Below are 22,067 nucleotides of genomic sequence, written 5' to 3'. Positions count from 1 at the left end.
GGCCTTCTGGGTCAGAGTGCTGTTCACTGGGCGTCCTCCGTAACAGTCGGGGTGGCGCGGCGACGCTGGCGGCGCGGGACGGTGAGCCGCCACCGCTGAGCGGGATCGGTGGCCAGCCGTACCCAGGCGGCGAGCACGGCGGCGGACACCGTCGCGATCACGATGGCCAGGCCGGGGAAGAAGGAGAGCCACCATGCGGTCTGCAGGTAGTTCTGCCCCTGGGCGACCATCAGGCCCCAGCTGACGTCGGGTGCCTGGATGCCGATGCCGAGGAAGCTCAGCGACGACTCGGCGAGCATGACGTAGCAGAAGTCGAGCGTGGCGACCGTCAGCAACGTCGGCAGCACGATCGGGAACACGTGACGGCGGATGATGCTGAAGCTGCCCGCCCCGAACGTACGGGCGGCGTCGACGAAGACCCGGCTCTGCAGCTCGGCCGACTCCGCCCGCGCGGTGCGCAGGTAGATCGGGATGCGGGTGATCGCCAGCACGATGACGATGTTGCGGGGGCTGGGCGAGTAGACGTAGAGCACGACGACCGCCATCAGCAGCGACGGGAAGCTCAGGATCACGTCGGCGATCCGCATCACGACGGTCTCCCGCCAGCCGCGGTGGTAGCCGGCCCACATGCCGATCACCGAACCGACGACCAGCGAGATCAGCACCGCCGGGACGGCGACGCCGAGGGTCGTCCGGGTCGCGACGACGATCCGGGCCAAGACGCTGCGCCCGAGCGAGTCCGTGCCCAGTACGTAGAGCCAGCCGTCGAGCTCGAGCGGTGCCCGGTTGCCCCGAGTCAGGTCCTGGGCGTTGGCCTCGCTGCCGAGCAGGGCCGGCCCGAAGACGGCCACGAGCAGGATGAGGCAGAGGATCACGGCAGCCACGGTCGCGACCTTGTCGCGCAGCAGCATCCGCCAGTAGCTCACCCTGCCGGAGCGGCTGGGCGCGGCGACCGGCTGGGCGTCGACGGGCTCGACGGGATCGGTGGAGATGCTCATCGGTTCTCCTCTCTCACACCATCGCCTTGTCGCGCACACGGGCGTCGAGCAGGGCGTAGCAGATGTCGATGGCGATGTTGAGCAGGAAGATCGTCACCGCGGTGAGCAGCACGGCCGCCTGCAGGATGGCGAAGTCGCGTCCGGTGATCGAGTCGATCATCAGCTTGCCGATGCCGGGCCACCCGAAGATCGACTCCACGACCACGGCACCGTTGACCAGCCCGACCGCCAGGTCACCGGCCACGGTCAGCGCCGGCGCGGCGGCGTTGCGCAGGGCATGGTGAGCCACGACCCGACGGCTGTCGGCACCCTTGCTGCGGGCCAGCCGGACGTACGGCGCGGACAGTGCCGCCACCATCGCGCCCCGCACCACCTGGGTGAGCACGCCGACGGGGCGCAGCAGCAGCGTGGCGATCGGCAGGACCCACGACAGCAGGCCGGCGTCGACACCCGAGGTCGGCAGCACACCGAGCATCACCGCGAAGACCCAGACACCCATGATGGCGAGCCAGAAGTCGGGGACGCTCGCGGCGGTCATCGAGAGGAACGACGCGAACCGGTCGGCCAGCGAGTTCGGACGGTACGCAGCCCACGAGCCGATCACGACGGCGAGGACGACCGCGACGAGCATCGTGGTGATCGCCAGCTGGAGCGTCGCGGGGAAGGCCCGCAACGCCATCGCGGCCGCGGACTCACCCGTGCTCAGCGAGGTGCCGAAGTCCAGGCGGAGGATGCCCTGGAGGTAGTCGACCAGCTGCTGCCAGACCGGCAGGTCGAGGCCGTTGACGGCGCGGAACGTCTCCTTCTGGGCCTCGGTGGCGTTCTCCGGCAGGTACAGGCTGGCCGGGTCACCGGTGAGGCGGGCCAGGAAGAACACCCCGAGCAGCACCACGACGAGCGGCAGCAGCGAGGTGAGGGCTCGCTTGCGGAGGAACGTCACCATCGATGACCTCCTGGGTGAGTCGCGGCCGGGGTCACTCGGCCGGCTTCATCTCGGTCACGCGCATCTCGTCACCGGTCGCCGAGTTCGGCTCGTACTCGACGTTGTCGGACTCACCGATGATGCCGGTCATGTGCGCGATGTAGGCGAACTGCGAGACCTTCTTCGGCTCGTCGGCGAAGATGCCGGCGAACGCGGCCTGGCGGTCGTCACCCTCGGCCTTGTCCGCGGCCGCGATCTGGGAGTCGAACTCCGGCGTACCGAACGTCGACTGGGCGCCGTCGCTGAGCATGTACTGGTCGACGGAGAACTGGGCGTCACCGGCCTGGTTGCCGTGCTGGACGAGGATGATGTACGGCCCGGTGTTCTTGGGGTACGGGCGGGACTGGTACTCGACCGACGCGGCGGTGTCCATCATCTCGATCGAGACGTTGAGGCCGATGTCCTCGAGCGCCTTCTGGACGACCTCGACGGTCTCGCCGACCCTGGGGAAGAGGCCATTGCGGGAGATCAGCCGGATCTTGGTGTCGGTCGGCACCCCGTCGGCCTTGGCCTCGGCGATGAGCGCGGTGGCCTTCTCCGGGTCGTACGGCCACGCCTCGAGGTCCGGGTTGTGACCCACGACGCCCTCGGGCACCAGCTGGGAGGCGACCTCGGCGTAGCCCTCGAAGAGGCTGTCGACGATGGACTCGCGATCGATCGCGTAGTTGATCGCCTGCCGCACCCGGATGTCGTCCAGCGGGGCGTACGTCCCGGTCGAGCGCAGCGCGGTCGTCTCGTTGTTCGGGTAGCGGACGGCGGCGTCGCCGGAGAGGTCCTCGGGCGCGAGACCGGTGGCGATGTCGGCCTCGTCGTTGGTGATCATGGCGGCGCGGACGCTGCCCTCCTCACGCCACTGGTACTCCGCCTTCTTGAAGGAGGGGGCCTCGCCCCAGTAGGTGTCGTTGACCGCGAGGGTCAGCTTGGTGCCGTTCTGCCAGTCCGCGATCTTGTAGGGGCCGGTGCCGATCGGCTCGCGCACCTTGGCGGTGTCGCTCGTCGAGGCGGGCACGACCTCGATGAACGAGAGGCGCAGCGGAAGGATCGGATCGGCCTCGGCGGTGGTCACCTCGAGGTGGGTGGCATCGACGGCCTCGACCTGGAGGTCGTCGTCACCGAAGACGTACCCCTCGACGTTGCAGCCGAAGGTGCCGTTGACCGCGCGGTCGATGGAGTGCGCCGCGGCCTCGGCGTCGAAGGCGGAGCCGTCGGAGAACGTCACACGCTCGCGGAGCGTGAAGGTCCACTTCGTCGGCTCGGTCTGCTCCCACTCGGTGGCGAGCAGCGGCTGGAGCTCACCCGAGGCCGGGTCGCGCTCGACCAGCGGCTCGGTGATGTTGGAGCGCACGACGACGCCCGTGGAGGTCAGGTTGGCGTCGCACGGCTCGAGGGTCGGCGGCTCCTGCGGGAGCACGATCCGGACCGTGTCGGTGGCGGCGCCGGCGGTGTCGGAGTTGGCGACGCCGCAGGCCGAGAGGGAGAGCGAGACAGCGATGAGTGCGGCGCTTGCGAGGCCGCAGCGGGAGCGCAACGAGGGACGAAAGTTCATGCGACTGTTCCTCCAGTCGATCGGCGACGTCTGCATATGTGGACGTCGTTGTCATTCGTGGATGAACCGTACGAGCGAGTTTTATGTGACGTCAAGCACGTCTGGCAATGCCCATAGGGCATTGAGCGATGCCGTCACGATGTTGGACGCGTATCGCATCGCCTACCTAGCCTCGGGATCTCCGACGTCGCCGAAGCCCCTGAGGAGACCCATGGGCCGCTACTCCCCCACCGAGCTCCGTGACGCCCTCGGCGCCGGCCTGCTGTCGTTCCCGGTGACGCACGCGACCGCCGACTACGCCTTCGACGAGGACGGCTACCGCGCACATCTTCGTCTACCACCGCGCCAACGCCCGCTACGATGCCGACACGATCGTCCGTCTCGCCGAGGAGTTCCCGAACCTCATCGGCTTCAAGGACGGCGTCTGCGACATCGACCTGCTGGCCACGCTCAACGCCCGCCTCGGCAACCGCCTGCTCTACGTCGGTGGCCTGCCCACCGCGGAGACCTACGCCCTCCCTTATCTGGAGCTCGGCGTCAGCACCTACTCCTCGGCGATCTTCAACTTCGCGCCGCAGTGGGCGGTCGAGTTCTACACCGCCGTACGCAACCGCGACCGCGAGGAGGTTGGGCCGGCTCCGCGACTTCGTCGTCCCCTACATCGCGATCAGGGACCGCGAGGCCGGCTACGGTGTCTCGATCGTCAAGGCCGGGCTCACCGCGGCCGGCCGTCCCGCCGGGCCCGTACGTCCGCCGCTGACCGACCTCACCGAGCAGGAGCTGGCGGAGCTGACCGCCCTCGTCAAGACCGTCATCTGACGGCTACCCGAACGACAGGAGAAACCGTGACCCGCCGCATCCTCCAGGTAGGACCGCTCAAGCCCTCGCTGGCTGCCACCCTCACCGACCGCTACGACTCGCTGGTGCTGCCCGAGGACGGCAGCCGCGCCGCGTTCCTCGCCGAGCACGGGCCCTCGATCGGCGCCGTGGTGACCACCGGGCGCACCGGCGTACCGGCCGAGCTGATGGCGCAGCTGCCCGCACTCGGCGCGATCATCAACTTCGGGGTGGGCTACGACACCACCGACGTCGAGACCGCCGCCGCGCGGGGGGTGCTGGTCTCCAACACCCCCGACGTGCTGACCGACTGCGTGGCCGACACCGCGCTCGGCCTCGCCATCGACACCCTGCGTGGCCTCAGCGCCGCCGACCGGTTCGTCCGCCGAGGAGACTGGCCCGAGGTCGTCACCTACCCGCTGACCCGTAAGGTCTCCGGCAAGCGGGTCGGCATCCTGGGTCTGGGCCGGATCGGCCAGGCGATCGCAACCCGCTTCGAGGCCTTCGGCTGCCCGATCTCCTACCACTCCCGCCGCGAGGTCCCCGGCTCTGCCTACACCTACGCCGCCTCCCCCGCCGACCTCGCCGCCGACGTCGACATCCTGGTGCTGGCCACCTCCGGCGGCAGCGGTACGCAGCGACTCGTCGACCGCAAGGTGCTCGAGGCGCTGGGACCCGAGGGCTACCTCATCAACATCGCGCGTGGCTCCGTGGTCGACCAGGACGCCCTGGTCGAGCTGCTGCTCGAGGGTGGCATCGCCGGCGCCGGCCTCGACGTCTACACCGAGGAGCCGACGGTCCCGGCGGAGCTGATGGCCCTCGACAACGTGGTGCTCCTCCCGCACCTGGCCAGCGGCACCGTCGAGACCCGCGCCGCCATGGAGCAGCTGACCCTCGACAACCTCGACCGCTGGCTGGCCGAGGGCACCGTCCTCACTCCGGTGCCGGAGGTGTCACCTCGGGACGCAGCGCGATCTCGGTGACCCGGTTGCCGTTCCGGGCGGCCACCTCCAGGGTGCCGCCCGGGAGGGCCAGCACCTCCCCGACCTGCGGGATGTGCCCCAGCCGGGAGATGAGATAGCCCGCGACGGTCTCGTAGCCGCCGTCCTCGAGCTCGATGCCGGTGGTGTCCGCGAAGTCCTCGATCGTCATCGCACCGTCGATGCGGGACAGGTCGCCGTGGTCGCGGATACGGGCCTCGCCGTGGTCGTACTCGTCGCGGATGTCGCCGATCATCTCCTCGACGAGGTCCTCGAGGGTCACGATGCCGTCGGTGCCGCCGTACTCGTCGACCACCACGGCCAGGTGGGTGCCGCCCTCGCGCATCGTCGCGACCGACGGGATCACCCGCTTGCTCCCCGGGAGCGCGAGCACCGGACGGCAGACGTCCCTGATCGTGCGCTGGTCGGTCGGGGCGACCCCGAGCAGGTCGCGTACGTGCAGGAAGCCGAGGATGTCGTCGAAGCCCTCCCCGGTCACCGGGTAGCGGGAGTAGGGCAGGTCGCGCACCGTCTCGGCGGCGACGGGAAGCGGCATCGAGGCCGGCATGAAGGTGACGTCGCCGCGCGGGCGCATCACCTCCTTCAGCGTCGTCTCGGTGGTGGCGAACACGTCGCGGAGGATCCGGCGCTCCTCCTCCTCGAGGTCCTGGTTGGTGGAGACCATCTCGCGCAGCTCCTCTTCGGAGACCTGCTCGGCCGAGGCCTTGGGGTCACCGCCGAGCAGGCGTACGACGGCGTCGGTGGAGACCGAGAGCAGCCAGATCACCGGGCGCATCAGAGTGGCGAAGCGGTCCAGCACGGGCGCGACGGCCAGGGAGATACCGGCGGCCTTCTGCAGCGCCAGCCGCTTGGGCACCAGCTCACCCAGCACCAGGGAGAGATAGGCGATGAACAGGGTGAGCACGATCAGCGCCGTGGTCTCGGCGAGCGCCTCACCCAGGCCGAGGCGTTCGAGGTAAGGCGCGACGTCGGGAGCGATCGCCGACCCACCGTAGGCAGCGGAGAGGAAGCCGGCGACGGTCACGCCGATCTGCACCGCGGCCAGGAAGCGGTTGGGGTCACGGGCGACCTCCGCCACCCGGGCCCCGCGGGGCCCCTGCCGCTCCATCGCGGCCAGCTGGCTCTCGCGCAGCGACACCAACGCCAGCTCGGTCGCGGCGAAGACCCCGCCGACCAGCACGAACACCAGCACCAGCCCGAGACTGAGGAATGTCTGGCTGTCCATCAGGCCCGCTCACCCCTCGTATCGATCCAGGATGAGCGGTAGGAACTTCGAGGCCTCTTCACAGGGAAGAATCTACCTGCCGACCCACGAAAGGACGCGTTCCACGGCCCGGTCCGGCAGGTCGCCTCCTGGGGCGGGTCCAGCGCTACCCCTTCCAGAGCAGGGTGGAGACGCATACGTCGAACGCGAACTTCCACGCCTGCGCCCGGTGCCGGGGAGGGCGCCGGCCCACCACCTGTCCGGCTGTCGATCAGCCGCCGGCGAGCTGCGAGTCCAGGTCCTGGATCGCCGTGGCCATGTCACGCAGAGCCTGAGCCATGTCCTCGACACCGGCGATGGCGTCCTTCAGACCGGTCGTCATCTCGGTGTAGCCGTCCTGGAACTTCCCGGACGCCTTCTCGGTCTTGAACCCGTCCTGAACCAGCTCGTCCACGTAGCCCTGGCACTCGTCCAGAGCAGACTCGATCGTGTCCTTGCCCTGGTCGAGCTTGTCGGCAGTGCCGGTCATCTCGTCGTACGTTGCTCCGAAATCACTCATCGATCATGCCTTCCCGAGATTGTCGATGCACCGCGCCCCGTCCGGGCGCCGGCGGCAACGATAGTGCAGTCAGCGGCCGGCGGTGAAGGGAACGTAAAGCCTTCGTCGACACGTTACCGGAAATTTTCGAACGGGCTTGCAGGCCCTAGCCCGGGCCGACGAGCTCGAAGCGGACCACGACCCCCTTCGACGTCGGGGTGTTGCTGCCCTCGGCGACGCTGTCGAGCGGCACCAGGACGTTGGTCTCCGGATAGTACGCAGCCGCCGACCCCCGGCTCGCCGGATAGGCGACCAGGGTGAACCCGGGCGCGCGCCTCTCGACGCCGTCCTCCCAGACGCCGACGATGTCGACGCGGTCACCGTCGGCCAGCCCCAGCTCCTCGATGTCGGCCGGGTTGACCATCACCACGCGGCGGGCACGGTGGATCCCGCGGTAGCGGTCGTCCATGGCGTACGGGACGGTGTTCCACTGGTCGTGGGAGCGCAGCGTCTGCAGGATCAGATGACCCGGCGGGGCCTGCAGCCAGGTCAGGTCGTTGCGCGTGAAGACGGCCTTGCCGCTCGGCGTGCGATAGACACCGGCGTTGACCGGGTTCGGAAGCACGAAGCCGTTCGGGTCCTTGATCCGCGCGTTGAAGTCCTCGAAGCCCGGAACCACCCGGGCGATCCGGTCGCGGATCCGGTCGTAGTCCGCCTCGAAGTCGCCCCAGCGGATGCCGTGTCGATCCCCGATCGTGGCCTTCGCCAGGCGCGAGACGATCGCGACCTCGCTGAGCAGGTCCGGCGAGGCGGGCGCGAGCCGGCCACGGGTGGCGTGCACCGAGCTCATCGAGTCCTCGACGGTCACGAACTGCTCACCGGTGGCCTGGACGTCGACGTCGCTGCGGCCGAGCGTGGGCAGGATCAGCGCCGTCTCCCCGACCACCGTGTGCGAGCGGTTGAGCTTGGTGGAGACCTGCACCGTCAGGCTGCAGCTCCTCAGCGCGGCCTCGGCGACGTCGCTGTCCGAGATCGCCCGGACGAAGTTGCCGGCCACGCCGACGAAGACCTTCGCCCTCCCGTCCCGCATCGCCCGGACTCCGTCGACCGAGTCGTAGCCGTGCCTGCGTGGCGGGTCGAACCCGAACTCGGCGCCGAGCGCGTCGAGGAAGGCGTCGGGCATCTTCTCCCAGATGCCCATCGTCCGGTCGCCCTGCACGTTGGAGTGGCCGCGGACCGGGCACACGCCCGCACCGGGCTTGCCGATGTTGCCGCGCAGCATGAGGAAGTTGACGACCTCGCGGATCGTCGGCACCCCGTGCTTGTGCTGGGTCAGCCCCATCGCCCAGCACACGATGACCGAACGGCTGGCCAGCACCTGCTCGTGGACCGCCTCGATCTCCTCCCGGGTCAGGCCCGTCGCCTCGAGCGCCGCCTGCCAGGTGATCGTGCGGGCATGCTCGGCGAAGGCGTAGAACCCGGTCGTGTACTCCGCGATGTACTCCCAGTCCAGCACGCCACCACCCGCGTCCTGGTCGGCCTCGAGCAGTCGACGGTTGAGCATCTGGAACAGCGCGAGGTCACCGCCGGGGCGGATCTGCAGGAACTGGTCCGCGATCTGGGTGCCCCGGCCGACCACGCCGCGGGCCTTCTGCGGGTTCTTGAACCGCATCAGGCCCGCCTCGGGCAGCGTGTTCACCGCGATCACCCTGCCGCCGCGCTGCTTGGTCTCCTCCAGCGCGGACAGCATCCGCGGATGGTTCGTGCCCGGGTTCTGACCGACCACGAACACCAGGTCCGCGTTGTAGATGTCGTCGAGCTGGACGCTGCCCTTGCCGATCCCCAGCGTCTCGTTGAGCGCCGAGCCGCTCGACTCGTGACACATGTTGGAGCAGTCGGGCAGGTTGTTGGTGCCGTACGCGCGGGCGAAGAGCTGCAGCAGGAACGCGGCCTCGTTGTTGAGCCGGCCCGAGACGTAGAACATCGCCTCGTCGGGAGAGTCCAGGCCGTTGAGCTCCGCGGCGATGGTCCCGAACGCGTCCTCCCAGCTGATCGGCTCGTAGTGGGTCGCCCCGGGCCGCTTGACCATCGGCTCGGTCAGCCGGCCCTGCTGGTTGAGCCAGTAGTCCGACCTCCGGTCCAGCTCCGCGACCGAGTGCCGCGCGAAGAACTCGCGCGTCACCCGGCGCGAGGTCGCCTCGTCGGCGATGTGCTTGGCACCGTTCTCGCAGTACTCGTTCCTGTGCCGGTGGCCCGGCTCCGGCCACGCACACCCCGGGCAGTCCATCCCGCCGGCCTGGTTGAGGTTCAGCAACGTCAACGCCGTACGCCGCACCGAGGTCTGCGTCAGCGAGTACTCGATCGCCTTCCGCACCGCCGGCACGCCGGCGGCCCAGGTCTTCGGTTCCGTGACGCTGAGCGCATCGACCGGATCCACGTCTCGCTTCACCACACCGTTCCCTTCGCGACCCGAGCTAGCTGGCCGGCAGCTCGGCCTCGAGGTCCTCGTCGTCGGCCGATTCGTCGGCGGGCGCATCGGGATCACGGGAGACCCGGAAGACGAAGTCGTCACCGTGCTCCGAGACGCCGTAGACGACGGCCTGCTCGACGGCCTTGGAGGCGTACTGGGCACGCACGACCAGCGGGTCCTCCCGCAGGTCCTTCACCAGCGACACGCACAAGCCGACCATGACCAGCACGAACGGCACCGCGGCGACGATGGTGATGGTCTGCAGGCCGCTCAACGCGTCGGAGCCGCCGACCAGGAGCATCACCGCGGCAACCGCACCAGTGGCGACGCCCCAGAAGATCACCGTCGGCTTGCCCGGCTCGATGGAGCCGCGCTCGGAGAGCGTGGCCATGACGATCGAGGCCGCGTCCGCACCCGAGACGAAGAAGAGCGCGACCAGGATCATGACGACGACGCTGGCCACCGTGGCGAGCGGGAAGGACTCGAGGGTGGTGAACAGCTGCGTCTCCACCCCACCGGCGCCGGCGATGTCCACGCCGTTCTGCTGCAGGTCGATGGCCGCACCGCCGAAGATGGCGAACCAGGCGAGGCTCACCAGCGACGGCACGAGGAGCACGCCGGTCACGAACTGGCGAATGGTCCGGCCACGCGAGATCCGGGCGATGAACATGCCGACGAACGGCGTCCAGGAGAGCCACCAGGCCCAGTAGAAGATCGTCCAGCTCGACAGCCAGGAGGCGGTCTCAGACCCCTCCGCCGAGGTACGCGCCGACATCATCGCGACCTCTTGGAAGAAGGTGCCGACGGTGGTCGGGACCAGGTTGAGGATGAACACGGTCGGACCGGCCACGAAGACGAACAGGGCCAGCCCGACAGCGAGCACCATGTTGATGTTCGAGAGCCACTGGATCCCCTTGGCCACACCCGAGACCGCCGAGAAGACGAACGCGACCGTGAGCACGGCGATGATGGCGACCAGGATGCCGTTGCCCGTCCTGCCGATGCCGCCGACGATCTCGAGTCCGCTCCGGATCTGGAGCGCCCCCAGGCCCAGCGACGCGGCCGACCCGAAGAGGGTCGCGAAGATCGCGAGCATGTCGATGACCTTGCCTCCCGCGCCCCGGGCGTGACGCCCGAGGATGGGCGTGAACACGGAGCTGATGAGCAGGCCGCGGCCCTTGCGGAAGACGCTGTAGGCGATCGCGAGGCCGACCAGGGCGTAGATCGCCCACGGATGGATTCCCCAGTGGAACAGGGTCGTGGCCATGGCCGTCTGGATCTTCTCGGACTGTCCGTCGCCGACAGCACCCGGCGGCGGTGAGACGTAGTGACTGATCGGCTCGCTGACACCGTAGAAGATCAGGCCGATCCCCATGCCGGCGCTGAACATCATGGTGATCCACGAGACCGTACGGAACTCGGGCTCCTCACCATCCCTGCCGAGCGGGATGTTCCCGAACTTGCCGAAGGCGAGCCACAGCACGAAGCCGACGAAGGTCGACGCCGCGGTGACGAAGAGCCACCCGAGGTTGCCCATCACCCAGGACAACGACCGCCCGGAGACCGATGCCAGCGAATCAGTGCTGACGAATCCCCACGCCAGGAATCCGACCGCGATGAGCGCGGTCACCCCGAAGACGACGCGATCGAGGCCCCCGGCGTTCTTGGCCGTCTCCTCGGGAGGACAGTCGAGGGCCGGATGGGCGGGGCTTCCGTTCTGGCTGACGGACCTGTGGCGCGGCGACGCTATCGGCGAAAGGTCTCCGCCACCTGCAGATGATCTCATGACGCACTCCGATCGAGGGCTCTTGGGATGAGCAGCATCCGTCGGTGCCACATGGGGCTCCGGGTGGCGGCACTTCAGTGGGGCACCACTCGATCAGACGCTGATATACTAGTTACCTTATATGTGATGCATCACACGAGGCAAGAGTCAGATCTCGACGACGAGATCGACCTCGACAGGCGCATCCAGGGGCAACGCCGAGACGCCCACCGTGGAGCGCGCGTGCCGCCCCGCGCTGCCGAAGGCCCGGCCGAGGAGCTCCGAGGCACCGTCGGCGACGAGGGCCTGATCGGTGAAGAGCGCACCCGAGGCGACATAGACCACGACCTTGACGACGCGCTTCACCTGCCCGAGATCGCCGATCTCGGACCTGATCGCGGACAGCGCGTTGAGCACGCACCACTGCGCACAGGCCTGACCGTCCGCGACCCCGAGCGTCTCCCCCAGCCTGCCCGTGGCGATCAGCTCGCCCGCCCGGATCGGCAGCTGCCCCGAAGTGAAGACGAACGCCCCGGCTCGGACCACGGGCACGTGGACCGCGGCCGGCGGCACGACGACCTCACGCGGAGACAGGCCGAGCTCGGCCAGCACGGCGTCCGGCGCCGGCACGGCCGGGCTCGATCTCCGCGGGCCCAGCAGCCGCACCACCCAGTTCGCACGCTCCGACATGGCTGGACACTAGCACTGATATACTAGTTGTCGACACCCTCTAGCGGAGATCATCTCCGACGCGCTGGATCCCCGTCCGGGACGAGGTCGACCTGGCCGTCGCGTACCGGCGCCGGCGGCACGCCATTGCCCGGCGACTGATGTATCAGTCTAGGATGGTAAAAAGCACACCGGCCGGAACGGACAAGTGGGGCATGACTCGATGACGGTTGACGAGATCCTGGCAACGACGGCGAATCCCCCCGCCGGCTCGCTCGCCGAGCAGGCCTACCAGTACATCCGCGAGCGCCTGGTGATGCTCGACATCCGACCGGGGGCGCCGATCAACGACGGCCAGATCGCCGCGGCCATCGGCATGGGACGCACCCCTGTCCGCGAGGCGATCAAGCGCCTCGAGGCCGACCACCTGGTCCACTCCTTCCCACGCCGCGGCACCTTCGCGACGACGATCGACGCGACCGAGCTGAGCGCGATCGCCGAGATCCGGCGCCAGCTCGCGCCGTACGCGTCCCGCGCAGCCGCGGAGCGCGCGACGGCCGATCAGCGTGAGCAGATGCGCGCCCTCGCGGCCCAGATCGGCGAAGGCAGGCTCGGTGACGGAGACCGCACCTCCCTGATGCAGGTCGACAAGGCAGCGCACGGCCTGATCTACCGATCGAGCGGCAACGCCCACCTCGAGGACATCCTGATCAGGTACGACAACCTGGCCATCAGGATCTGGTGGATGGTGATCGACCGGCTCCCCGACCTGGCCCACCACGTCGTCGAGCAGGCCCAGCTCCTCACCGCCGTCGCCGACGGTGAGGCCGACCGGGCCGAGAAGCTCACCCTCGAGCACATCGGCGGCTTCGAGCGCGAGATCCGTCAGGTCCTCTGAGACCCGGGTGGCTGCCGGGTCCGCGACCTGACAGCCACCGGCGCTGCGTACGCCTGTCCCAGCACGCCTCAGCAGTCCAGCTGGATGTCGCCCAGGGGTTTGGAGCAGCAGATCAGGACCTTCTGGTTGGCGATCTCCTTGGGCCGGATACCGCCGTTGTGCCTCATGTCGACCTCTCCGGAGAGCATCGACACCTTGCAGGTGCCGCACATGCCCTGCCCGCAGGCGGCCATGGGCCGCATGCCGGCGGCCACCGCGGCCTCCAGGATGGTCTCGTCCGGACCGCACGTGATCATCCGACCGCTGCGCGCGAACTCGACCGAGAAGCCGGCCGCGGCCTCCTCCTCGGAGTCCTGCTCGGCCGGCGGCGCTGCCGCCGGCGCGGGCACCTCGGGCACCTCGGGAGCGCCGAAGTCGAAGCTCTCCTCGTGGTACTTCCCCATGTCGTAGTCGAGCTCTTCGAGCAGCGACTTCGCCGCGGCCATGTAGCCCGCGGGACCGCAGATGAAGGTCTCCCGGTCGTTGAGATCAGGAGCCAGGATCTCGAGCACCGGCTTGGAGATGCGTCCCTGCAGCCCCATCCACCGCTCGGTGGGGGCATCGCCCTCACAGATCTCCACCACCCGCAGGTTGGGCATCAGGCGTGCCATCGCCTCGAGCTCACCGCGGTAGATGATGTCGGCCGGCGTCCGAGCACTGTGGACGAAGAGGATGTCCGCCTCGGAGCCGAGGTCGTACAGCGTCCGCGTCATCGACAGCACCGGGGTGATGCCGCTCCCCGCCGAGAGGAACAGGTACTTCGGCGCATCTTCCTCCGGCAGGACGAACGCACCCGCCGGGGCGTGCATCGAGATCCAGTTCCCGGGCTCGAGGTTGTCGTGGAGCCAGTTCGACACCACACCGTCGGCGACCCGCTTGACCGTGATGGCGAGCCGGTCGGGCCGGGTCGGCGGCGAGGCGATCGTGTAACAGCGGGTCATCAGCTCGCCGTCGATCTCGACCCGGATGGTGATGAACTGGCCCGCCTCGAAGTCGAAGGGGCGCCGGTCGGGGGTCGTGAAGACGAAGGTCTTCACGTCATGGGTGACCGCGAGCACCTGGCTGCACACCAGGTCCATCACGTCACTCTCGGCCCAGCAGGGCTCCAGCATCCGCCTGCTGCGGACGGCCGCCGGGCGGCCGTTCTGCAGACCGAACGAGTTGGGCTCCGACACCGCGGGGATGTCGGTCTCCATGATGGTCATGTCTCCTCCGAGCTCCGGCTAGGCGTTGGCTTGGACGCGTTGGACGTACCAGGTGATGAAGGCATCGACCTCGCCCTCGACCACCGAGTAGGGACCGGGGACGTAGCCCGGGTCCGCGACTCCTCGCTGCGTGCCCTCGACCAGCACACGGTCCTGGTCGTTGGTGGCACGCCAGACGGAGGTGAGGGACTCGACCGAGTAGTCGACCCCCTCGACGGCCTCCGGGTTCACCAGCCAGATCGTCCGGACCAGCGTCCGGTCGACAGCGAGCGGGATCACCGAGAAGACGACGGCGTGGTCACCGAGGAAGTGGAACCACGAGTTGGGCTGCATGTGCAGCGACAGGTCACCGAACCGCGGGTCCTCGATGGAGCCCATCAGCTTCGCGCAGAGCTGCTGCCCGTCGGGGCCGAACGAGGCGCCCGCGCCGTCGAGCGGCAGGTGTGAGATCTGGAAGGCCGTCGTACGACCCTCGAGCTCGCAGCGCTCCCCGATCGGGAAGCCGATGGCCCCACAGGCCTTCTCCAGCTCGGCCTGCGCCACCTGATAGCGCTCGAAGGTCGACTGCATGCGCGGCGGCACGTCCTCGGCCTCGTAGCGGCTGATCGGGAAGTACGCCGTGACGAGCTCGGGGTGGGAGGCGTCGCAGTGGTGGCACTCGCGGTTGTTCTCCATCACCAGCTTCCAGTTGCCCTCCTCGACGATGTCGGTCTGGTGGGCGACCTTCGCCGTGGCGAGCGAGTAGGGCTTGAGGTAGGGCTCGATGAACTCGCTGACCTCGTCGAAGTCGGCCGGCGGCTCGTCGCCCAGGCAGAGGAAGACCAGGCCGCCGACGGCGCGGACGTTGACCGGCTTGAGCCCGAACTTGTCGTACTCGAAGGTGGCCGCCTGCGACTCCGCGAAGATGAGGCTGCCGTCGACCCGGTAGGTCCACTGGTGGTAGGGACACACGATGTTGCCGATCGAGCCGCAGGCCGACTCGAGCAGTCGCGATCCGCGGTGCCGGCACACGTTCCGGAAGGCGCGAACGTTCTCGTCGTCGTCACGGACGACGATCACGGAGTGGGCACCCAGATCGATGGTGACGTAGTCGCCGGGGTCCGGGATCTCCGCCTCGGCGACGGCGAAGATCCAGTGCTGACCGAAGATGATGTCGAGATCCTGCTCGTAGATCTCCGAGCTGGTGTAGAAGGGTGCCTCCAGGCTGTAGCCGGATGCTCGCCTATCCGCCAGGGACGCCAGATCCTCAGGCGCCGTTTCGATGCTCATTCGCGTCACGATGATGTCTCCCACGCTCAAACCGGGCAGATTCCGGGTTCAGATACGGCGGTCCGCCAGACGGCGGCTTGTTTCGCTCTGCACAACTACTGCGTAGCGTGAAACGATTCTGCCGCGCTCGAGAAGACGCTGTCAACGGATCGATCTGGATTCGTCCGCAGGATTTACACACGCTTTACGACGTACGCGACGCGGCCCGCATGCACGGAGCATGCGGGCCACGGGGAGGTGCCGACAGGTCGCCTCGGCGGGCGGAGATCACTCGGCCTTGGGGAAGCCGTTGCGCTCGGAGATCGCCGCGGCGGCGGCAAGAACATGCTCGGCCAGCTCGGGCGCCTTCTCAGGGGTGATGCGGAACGACGGGCCGGAGGCCACCACGGCAGCGATCACCCCGCCGCCCAGCGAACGGATCGGCGCCGCCACGCCGGTGAGACCGATCTCGTGCTCGTCGACGGAGAAGGCGTACCCCAGCTCTCTGACCTCGGCGAGCTGCGCCTCGAGCTTGTCCGGATCGACGACGGTCTCCTCGGTGTAGCGCTCGAGGCCACCTTCGAGGATCCGACGGCGCTCCTCGGCCGGCATGGTCGCCAGGAAGACCTTGCCGGACGCAGTGGTGTGCAGGGGGCTCCGCTGACCGACCCAGTTCACCGAGGTGATCTCGGCACTCCCGATCACCTGGTCGATCGTGATGGCCTCCTCACCGTCGTTGATGACGATGTTGACGGTCTCGCCGACCGCGTCAGCCAGGGCCATGCAGATCGGCCGGCTCGTGACCGAGATGTCGTGCTTGCGGGTCGCGCCGGCGGCGAGCTGGATGACGCCATAGCCGAGCTGATAGTGCCCGCGACTCGCGTTCTGCTCCACCAGTCCACGAGCCTCGAGCGTGGCCAGCAACCGGAAGACGGTGGACTTGTGCACCCCCAGCTCCTCGGAGATGGGAGTGACACCGACAGCCCCCCGACGGGCGAGCACCTGGAGGATGGAGATGGCTCGGTCAACTGAGTGAACGGTCGTGCTCCGTGTTTCGCTCGTGTTGCTCATGCTGAAACAGTATGCCTCCCTGCCAGGTTCTCCTCGTCACCCCCTACTGCCGGGTAGGGGCGGCACGGGCGATCAGACGCCGCCGCACGAGGCCCGAAATCGGTCGAACCAGGGTCTTGATGCCGACGCCGTCGACGGACTAGTTTGTTTCATATAGCGCTTTTGTTTCGCTATGAGAAACATCCCTGCAATCCGAGTACGCCGGACGCCCTCATTCGGGGGCAGGAAGAAGAGACGCCATGGCAGACAACAGAGTCGTCGTCTACAAGGGGCCGGGCGAGGTGGCCGTCGAGTCCATCGAGTACCCGAAGCTGGAGCTCCCCCAGGACGTCGTCAGCGGCCTGGGCATCAAGCGCGCCGCACCGCACGCCGTCATCCTCAAGCTCGTGACCAGCAACATCTGCGGCAGCGACCAGCACATGGTTCGCGGCCGGACGACCGCAGCCATCGGCCAGACACTCGGCCACGAGATCACCGGCGAGATCGTCGAGATCGGCGACGACGTCCTCTTCCACGAGGTGGGAGACATCTGCTCGGTCCCGTTCAACATCGCCTGTGGCCGCTGTCGCATGTGCAACGAGGGCAAGACCGGCATCTGCCTCAACGTGAACCCGGCACGGGCCGGCGCGGCGTACGGCTATGTCGACATGGGCGGCTGGATCGGTGGCCAGGCGGAGTACGTCATGGTGCCGTTCGCCGACTTCAACCTGCTGAAGTTCCCCGACCGGGACCAGGCCCTGGAGAAGATCCTCGACCTGACGATGCTCTCCGACATCTTCCCGACCGGCTACCACGGTGCCTACACCGCGGGCGTCACCACCGGGTCGACCGTGTACGTGGCGGGTGCGGGCCCGGTCGGGCTCGCCGCGGCGTACTCGGCGCAGCTGCTCGGCGCCGCGACCGTCATCGTCGGCGACATGAACGCGGACCGGCTCGCGCAGGCCGCCAGCTTCGGCTGCGCGACCGCGGACCTGTCCTCCGGCGACGCGCTGGCCGACATCATCGCGGACATCGTCGGCGAGCCGGAGGTGGATGCGGCGATCGACGCCGTCGGTTTCGAGGCACGCGGCCACGGCCGCGACGCCGCCGAGCAGCCCGCGACCGTCCTCAACGACATCATGGACGTCGCGCGCGCCGGCGCCTCCCTCGGCATCCCCGGCCTGTACGTCACCGGTGACCCGGGTGCCGTCGACGACGCCGCCAAGCAGGGTCAGATCGGTGTCCGGCTCGGCCTCGGTTGGGCCAAGTCGCACACGTTCGTGACCGGCCAGTGCCCGGTCAAGCAGTACAACCGCCAGCTGATGAACCTGATCCTCGCCGACAAGGCCCACATCGCCGACGCCGTCAACGCGAAGGCGATCAGCCTCGACGAGGCGCCGGAGAGCTACGCGGCGTTCGACCAGGGTGCGGCGACCAAGTACGTCATCGACCCGCACGGCATGGTGCGCTGATCCGCCACCCGCTGGTCGAGCCGGAGTCGTGAGGAACGAACGACTCCGTGTCGAGACCAACACAGTCGACTCGAGCGCGAAGGGAGCTGTGTTGGTCTCGACACGCTTCCGCCTAGCGGCTCCGAGGTCTGAACGAAGTGGCCTTCGACCAGCGGTGGCCCGACCAGCGGGCAGCACCGTTTCACAGACCCAGCAGGCGGCGTGCCTCTCCGACGGTGACGACGGAGCCGGTGACCAGCACCTGCCCGCCGTCCGGGCAGAGAGCCGAGGCGGCTCCGGTCGCCTCGAGGAGCGCATCGGCGAGGTCATCGATCTCGACGACGCGATCCGCGCCCAGGACCGCTCGCGCGGCATCGGCGACGTCTCGGGAGGACAGCGACCTCGGGCTGCTGTTCCGGGTGCAGACCATCGTGTTGACGACGGGCTCGAGCGCGGCGAGCATGCCGACGAGGTCCTTGTCGCCCATCGCGGCGAAGACGGCGACCGTCGGGCGCCGGCCCCGATCGCAGAGTCCGGCGGCCAGGGCCCGGGCGCCGTCGGGGTTGTGGGCGGCGTCGAGGATCACGGCCGGGGCGCCGGGCAGCACCTCCAGCCGCCCGGGCGACCTGACCGACCCCAGCGCCCGTCGCAGTGCGTCCAGCGGGATCGCGTCCTCCAGGAGGGCCTCGACGCTCGCGACGGCGAGCGCGGCGTTGTGCGCCTGGTGGCGTCCGTGCAGGGACAGCTCGACCTCCGGATAGTCGCCCGCGAGGCCGTTGACCGAGATCACCTGGCCCGCGTCGAGCGCTCGGCGGCCGCTCAGCGCGAAGTCGCGCCCCTCGACCGTGAGCCGGGCGAGATGCGCGTCGGCGTGGGCCCTCAGGAGCTGCTCGACCTCGGGGGTCTGCCGGGCCGTCACGGCCAGGGCGCCGGGCTTGATGATCCCGGCCTTCTCAGCCGCGATGTCGAGCCTGGTCGGCCCCAGCTGGTCGACGTGGTCGAGGCCGATCGGGAGGATCGCGGCGACCTCGGCGTCGATGACGTTGGTCGCATCCCACATGCCGCCCATGCCGACCTCGACCGCCGCGACGTCGATAGCGGCGGTGGAGAACGCCTGGTAGGCCATCGCGACCGTCATCTCGAAGAACGAGAGCGGCGTGGGACTATCCCGGTCCACGGCCTCGGCCGCGGGCAGCACGCCCTGATAGGCCCGGACGAACCCGCCGTGGGAGATCGTCCGGCCGCCGATGGTGATCCGTTCCCGGATGTCGGTGAGGTGAGGACTGGTGAACCGGCCGACCGCTGAGCCCAGCTCGAGCAGGATCGCCTCCACCATCCGCGCGGTGCTGGTCTTGCCGTTCGTGCCGGTGATGTGGATCGAGCGGTAGCCGCGCTGGGGCCGGCCGAGCCCGTCCATCACCGCCCGGATGCGCTCGAGCGAGGGAGCGATCCGGGTCTCGGGCCAGCGGGCGAGGAGCTGGCGCTCCACCTCGTTGACGTCGAGGTCGAAGCGCGTCTCCGTCACTGGGGGTCATTCCCGAGGCGTACCAGCAGGTCACGGCGCCAGGCCTCGGTCTCGGCGACCTGGTTGAACGTGAACAGGTGCAGGCCGGAGACGGCGGCCTCGGCCCCCTCCAGATCCGGGGCGGCGCGGACGAGGAAGCGCTCCGGCGAATTGCCGCCGGGCGCCGCGATGCGCGCGAACATCCCCTTGTTCTTGGCGAGGAACCTCGTGGACTCCCCCACCCCGATCCTGGTGGCCATGGCGAGGAGCTTGGCGCGCTCGACCGGACCGGGCAGCCCGACGATGATCGGCGTCCTGACACCTCGCGCGCGTACGCGGCGTACCCAGTCGGTGAGAGCGTCGGGGTCGAAGGTGAGGTTGCTGACGATCTCGGTGGCGTGGTGGCGCTTGTCCCACATCGCCTGCACCAGGCGGTCGTGGATGATCGTCGGATGATCCTCCGGGTAGCCGGCCACGCCGACGTGCGGGAACGGGTCGCCGAGATCGACCAGGGCCTCGAGGAGCTCCAGCGCGCCGGGGAACTCACCAGGCCGCTCGGCGTCGCCGGCGGGCACGAAGATCTTCTCGATACCGGCGTCCTTCAGCCGACCGGTGATCTCGCCGAGCTCGGCCCGGCTCGAGACCATGCGCGCGGCGAGGTGCGGCACGACGTCGTAGCCGTGGCTGGCGAGCCGCACCGACAGGTCCACGGTCCGCTCCAGACCCTTGGCCGGGGAGGCGGTCACCGTGACCGTTCGGCCGGCGGGCAGGGCGGAGGTGACGACCTCCTCGATCGAGGCGGTGGGCAGGACCTCGTAGCGAGCCTCGAGCAGCAGCCTGCGTACGGTCGCGGCGGCCGAGCGACGGCTCATCGCCGCCCTGCTCCGACGCCGACCGGCTCGGCTGCGACCGTGGCCCCGGTGGCGCCGCGCAGGCGCGCGGCCACCCGGGAGGCGGCGGCGGCGCCCGAGACCGAGTGCACGCGCACTCCCCAGGCGCCTTCCGCCGCGGCGATGGCCGCGACGGCGTCCGAGGCCTCGTCCCGGTCGGCCGGTACGTCCGGTTCACGTCGCCCGTACGCCGCCGTCTCGGCGAGGAACCGCTTGCGGGAGGCGCCGACGAGGAGAGGGAAGCCGAGATCTCGCAGCGCGGGGAGGGCCGCGAGCAGCTCCCAGGACTGGGCGGCGGTCTTCGCGAACCCCAGGCCCGGGTCGAGGACGATGCGCTCGGGGCGTACTCCTGCCTCGAGTGCGGACTCGACCCGGGCACGGAGCTCGGTGCGGACGTCGTCGACGACGGAGTCGTAGAAGCAGTAGTCGTCCATCCGCGTGGAGTGCGCCCGCCAGTGCATGAGTACGCAGGTGACGTCCGCCTCGGCGAGGAACGGCAGCATCTCGGGGTCGGCGAGCCCACCGGAGACGTCGTTGACGATGACCGCGCCGGCCTCGACCGCCTGCCGGGCGACCGCAGCGCGCATGGTGTCGACCGAGACCGGGACCCCGCTCCGGGCCAGGGCCGCGACGACCGGGATCACCCGGGCGAGCTCCTCGCGCTCGCTGACCCGCTGCGCGCCCGGCCGGGTTGACTCGCCGCCGACGTCGATGATGTCGGCGCCCTCGCAGACGAGGTCGAGCCCTCTGCGTACGGCGGCGTCGACCTCGAGGAACCTGCCGCCGTCAGAGAAGGAGTCGGGCGTGACGTTGACGATGCCCATCACCTGGCAGCGCTGTCCCGCTCCGGTCACGAGCTGAGTGGTGGTCATGTCAGAGCTCCTGCGAGCGCCTCCGGGGCAGCGAGCTGCTGTTCGGCGATCTCGACGATGTTGGTCAGCAGCATGGCGCGGGTCATCGGCCCGACCCCACCGGTGGCACCGGTCATCTTGCCGGCGACGACGTCCACGTTCGGGTCGACGTCGCCCAGGATTCCCTCGATGGTGCGGGTGATGCCGACCGACAGGACGGTGGCGCCGGGGCTGACCCAGTCGGGCTTGACCAGGTGCGCGACGCCCGCGGCGGCGACGATGACGTCCGAGGCCCGGGCATGGGCGGCGACGTCACGGGTCTCGATGTTGCACAGGGTGACGGTGGCGTGCTCGGTGGGACGCGTGAGCATGAGACCGAGGGGCCTGCCGACGGTCAGACCGCAACCGATGATGCAGAACCGCTGTCCGGTGATCGGCACGTCGTGCTGCCGCAGGAGCTCGATGATCCCGCGCGGCGTGCACGGCAGCGGGGCCGGAGTGCCGAGCACCAGCTTGCCGAGGTTCGTGGGGTGGAGGCCGTCGGCGTCCTTGTCCGGGTCGATGAGCTCCAGGACCCGGTGGGTGTCGACGTGCGGCGGCAAGGGCAGCTGGACGATGAAGCCGGTGCAGCCCGGGTCGTCGTTGAGCTGCTGCACCGCGGCCTCGATCTCGGCCTGTGACGTACTGGCGGGGAGCTCGATCCGGATCGAGGCGATGCCGACCTCGGCGCAGTCGCGGTGCTTGCCCGCGACGTAGGAGCGGGAGCCGGGGTCGTCACCGACGAGGATGGTGCCGAGGCCGGGGTCGATCCCGGCCTCGTTCAGTGCCTTCACCCGCACGGCGAGCCCGGCCTTGAGGTCAGCGGCGACACGCTTGCCGTCGATCCTTGCTGCGGTGGTCATGCGCTTCTCCTTCGTGCGA

Annotated in this window: 19 protein-coding genes and 1 pseudogene; 5 read left to right on the top strand and 15 right to left on the bottom strand. The window is 69.2% G+C overall.

The genetic code is table 11. The features are described from left to right. Positions 1 to 23: 23 nt before the first annotated feature. From ABZ796_RS07870 to ABZ796_RS07860, 3 genes are read right to left on the bottom strand one after another with little or no spacing between them, the layout of a single operon-like run. Positions 24 to 998, bottom strand: a complete 975-nt coding sequence (locus ABZ796_RS07870; protein ID WP_357335964.1) for an ABC transporter permease — start codon at positions 996 to 998, stop codon at positions 24 to 26. 13 nt (positions 999 to 1,011) lie between these two features. Then, on the bottom strand, positions 1,012 to 1,941 hold the full coding sequence (locus tag ABZ796_RS07865; protein ID WP_357335963.1) for an ABC transporter permease: 930 nt from the start codon (positions 1,939 to 1,941) through the stop codon (positions 1,012 to 1,014). A gap of 31 nt (positions 1,942 to 1,972) precedes the next feature. Further along, the gene (locus ABZ796_RS07860) at positions 1,973 to 3,526 is read right to left on the bottom strand and encodes an ABC transporter substrate-binding protein (RefSeq protein WP_357335962.1); all 1,554 of its coding nucleotides are present in this window, start codon (positions 3,524 to 3,526) and stop codon (positions 1,973 to 1,975) included. A gap of 326 nt (positions 3,527 to 3,852) precedes the next feature. Between ABZ796_RS07860 and ABZ796_RS07855 the strand changes: the two are divergent. From ABZ796_RS07855 to ABZ796_RS07845, 3 genes and pseudogenes are all read left to right on the top strand, one after another. After that, positions 3,853 to 4,095, top strand: a pseudogene (locus ABZ796_RS07855) (dihydrodipicolinate synthase family protein); the annotation flags it as partial. Positions 4,096 to 4,153: 58 nt separating this feature from the next. Beyond that, complete coding sequence (locus ABZ796_RS07850; protein ID WP_357335961.1) at positions 4,154 to 4,345, top strand: hypothetical protein; 192 nt, start codon at positions 4,154 to 4,156, stop codon at positions 4,343 to 4,345. 26 nt (positions 4,346 to 4,371) lie between these two features. Then, a complete protein-coding gene (locus ABZ796_RS07845; RefSeq protein WP_357335960.1) occupies positions 4,372 to 5,346 on the top strand; it encodes a 2-hydroxyacid dehydrogenase in 975 nt (324 codons plus the stop codon). On the opposite strand, the gene ABZ796_RS07840 is transcribed toward ABZ796_RS07845, so the two are convergent. The 5 genes from ABZ796_RS07840 to ABZ796_RS07820 form a co-directional block, all read right to left on the bottom strand. Next, positions 5,297 to 6,589: a hemolysin family protein gene (locus ABZ796_RS07840; protein ID WP_357335959.1), complete on the bottom strand. Its 1,293-nt coding sequence runs from the start codon at positions 6,587 to 6,589 to the stop codon at positions 5,297 to 5,299. The two genes, ABZ796_RS07845 and ABZ796_RS07840, sit on opposite strands and share 50 nt — an antisense overlap. 250 nt (positions 6,590 to 6,839) lie before the next feature. Beyond that, a complete protein-coding gene (locus ABZ796_RS07835; protein ID WP_008356172.1) occupies positions 6,840 to 7,127 on the bottom strand; it encodes a WXG100 family type VII secretion target in 288 nt (95 codons plus the stop codon). Between the two features lie 145 nt (positions 7,128 to 7,272). Further along, positions 7,273 to 9,555 carry an FdhF/YdeP family oxidoreductase gene (locus tag ABZ796_RS07830; protein WP_357335958.1) on the bottom strand — a complete coding sequence of 761 codons (2,283 nt, stop codon included), beginning with the start codon at positions 9,553 to 9,555 and terminating at the stop codon, positions 7,273 to 7,275. 25 nt (positions 9,556 to 9,580) lie between these two features. After that, on the bottom strand, positions 9,581 to 11,362 hold the full coding sequence (locus ABZ796_RS07825) for a BCCT family transporter (protein WP_357335957.1): 1,782 nt from the start codon (positions 11,360 to 11,362) through the stop codon (positions 9,581 to 9,583). A 147-nt stretch (positions 11,363 to 11,509) separates the two neighbouring features. Then, positions 11,510 to 12,031: a RidA family protein gene (locus tag ABZ796_RS07820; protein WP_357335956.1), complete on the bottom strand. Its 522-nt coding sequence runs from the start codon at positions 12,029 to 12,031 to the stop codon at positions 11,510 to 11,512. A gap of 202 nt (positions 12,032 to 12,233) precedes the next feature. On the opposite strand from ABZ796_RS07820, the gene ABZ796_RS07815 reads away from it, so the two are divergent. Beyond that, entirely contained in the window at positions 12,234 to 12,908 is a 675-nt protein-coding gene (locus ABZ796_RS07815; protein ID WP_357335955.1) for a GntR family transcriptional regulator, read from the top strand. A 68-nt stretch (positions 12,909 to 12,976) separates the two neighbouring features. Here ABZ796_RS07815 and ABZ796_RS07810 read toward each other — a convergent pair whose 3' ends face one another. The 3 genes from ABZ796_RS07810 to ABZ796_RS07800 form a co-directional block, all read right to left on the bottom strand. Then, positions 12,977 to 14,152 (bottom strand): hybrid-cluster NAD(P)-dependent oxidoreductase, encoded by a 1,176-nt coding sequence (locus ABZ796_RS07810; protein ID WP_357335954.1) that lies wholly within the window; start codon positions 14,150 to 14,152, stop codon positions 12,977 to 12,979. An 18-nt stretch (positions 14,153 to 14,170) separates the two neighbouring features. Further along, positions 14,171 to 15,421 (bottom strand): aromatic ring-hydroxylating dioxygenase subunit alpha, encoded by a 1,251-nt coding sequence (locus ABZ796_RS07805; protein WP_357335953.1) that lies wholly within the window; start codon positions 15,419 to 15,421, stop codon positions 14,171 to 14,173. Between the two features lie 267 nt (positions 15,422 to 15,688). Then, positions 15,689 to 16,471, bottom strand: coding sequence for an IclR family transcriptional regulator (locus ABZ796_RS07800; protein ID WP_357335952.1), 783 nt, complete (start codon positions 16,469 to 16,471; stop codon positions 15,689 to 15,691). Positions 16,472 to 16,710: 239 nt separating this feature from the next. Here ABZ796_RS07800 and fdhA point away from each other — a divergent pair, with 239 nt between their 5' ends. Further along, on the top strand, positions 16,711 to 17,922 hold the full coding sequence (gene fdhA, locus ABZ796_RS07795) for a formaldehyde dehydrogenase, glutathione-independent (RefSeq protein ID WP_357335951.1): 1,212 nt from the start codon (positions 16,711 to 16,713) through the stop codon (positions 17,920 to 17,922). A gap of 181 nt (positions 17,923 to 18,103) precedes the next feature. Here the strand turns inward: fdhA and ABZ796_RS07790 are convergent, their stop codons facing one another. The 4 genes from ABZ796_RS07790 to ABZ796_RS07775 are packed head-to-tail and all read right to left on the bottom strand — an operon-like array spanning position 18,104 to position 22,048. Continuing rightward, positions 18,104 to 19,426 (bottom strand): folylpolyglutamate synthase/dihydrofolate synthase family protein, encoded by a 1,323-nt coding sequence (locus ABZ796_RS07790; RefSeq protein WP_357335950.1) that lies wholly within the window; start codon positions 19,424 to 19,426, stop codon positions 18,104 to 18,106. Then, the gene (locus tag ABZ796_RS07785) at positions 19,423 to 20,277 is read right to left on the bottom strand and encodes a methylenetetrahydrofolate reductase (RefSeq protein ID WP_357335949.1); all 855 of its coding nucleotides are present in this window, start codon (positions 20,275 to 20,277) and stop codon (positions 19,423 to 19,425) included. The genes ABZ796_RS07790 and ABZ796_RS07785 overlap by 4 nt, the downstream gene beginning before the upstream one ends. Beyond that, positions 20,274 to 21,167 (bottom strand): dihydropteroate synthase, encoded by an 894-nt coding sequence (folP, locus tag ABZ796_RS07780; RefSeq protein WP_357335948.1) that lies wholly within the window; start codon positions 21,165 to 21,167, stop codon positions 20,274 to 20,276. The genes ABZ796_RS07785 and folP overlap by 4 nt, the downstream gene beginning before the upstream one ends. Then, a complete protein-coding gene (locus tag ABZ796_RS07775; protein ID WP_357335947.1) occupies positions 21,164 to 22,048 on the bottom strand; it encodes a bifunctional methylenetetrahydrofolate dehydrogenase/methenyltetrahydrofolate cyclohydrolase in 885 nt (294 codons plus the stop codon). The genes folP and ABZ796_RS07775 overlap by 4 nt, the downstream gene beginning before the upstream one ends. Positions 22,049 to 22,067 lie beyond the last annotated feature (19 nt).

It is taken from the genome of Nocardioides sp. NPDC047086 (assembly GCF_040643685.1).
Classification (GTDB): domain Bacteria; phylum Actinomycetota; class Actinomycetes; order Propionibacteriales; family Nocardioidaceae; genus Nocardioides.
The sequence above is the reverse complement of the archived record's forward strand: the minus strand, read 5'-3'. Positions and strand labels throughout refer to the sequence as shown.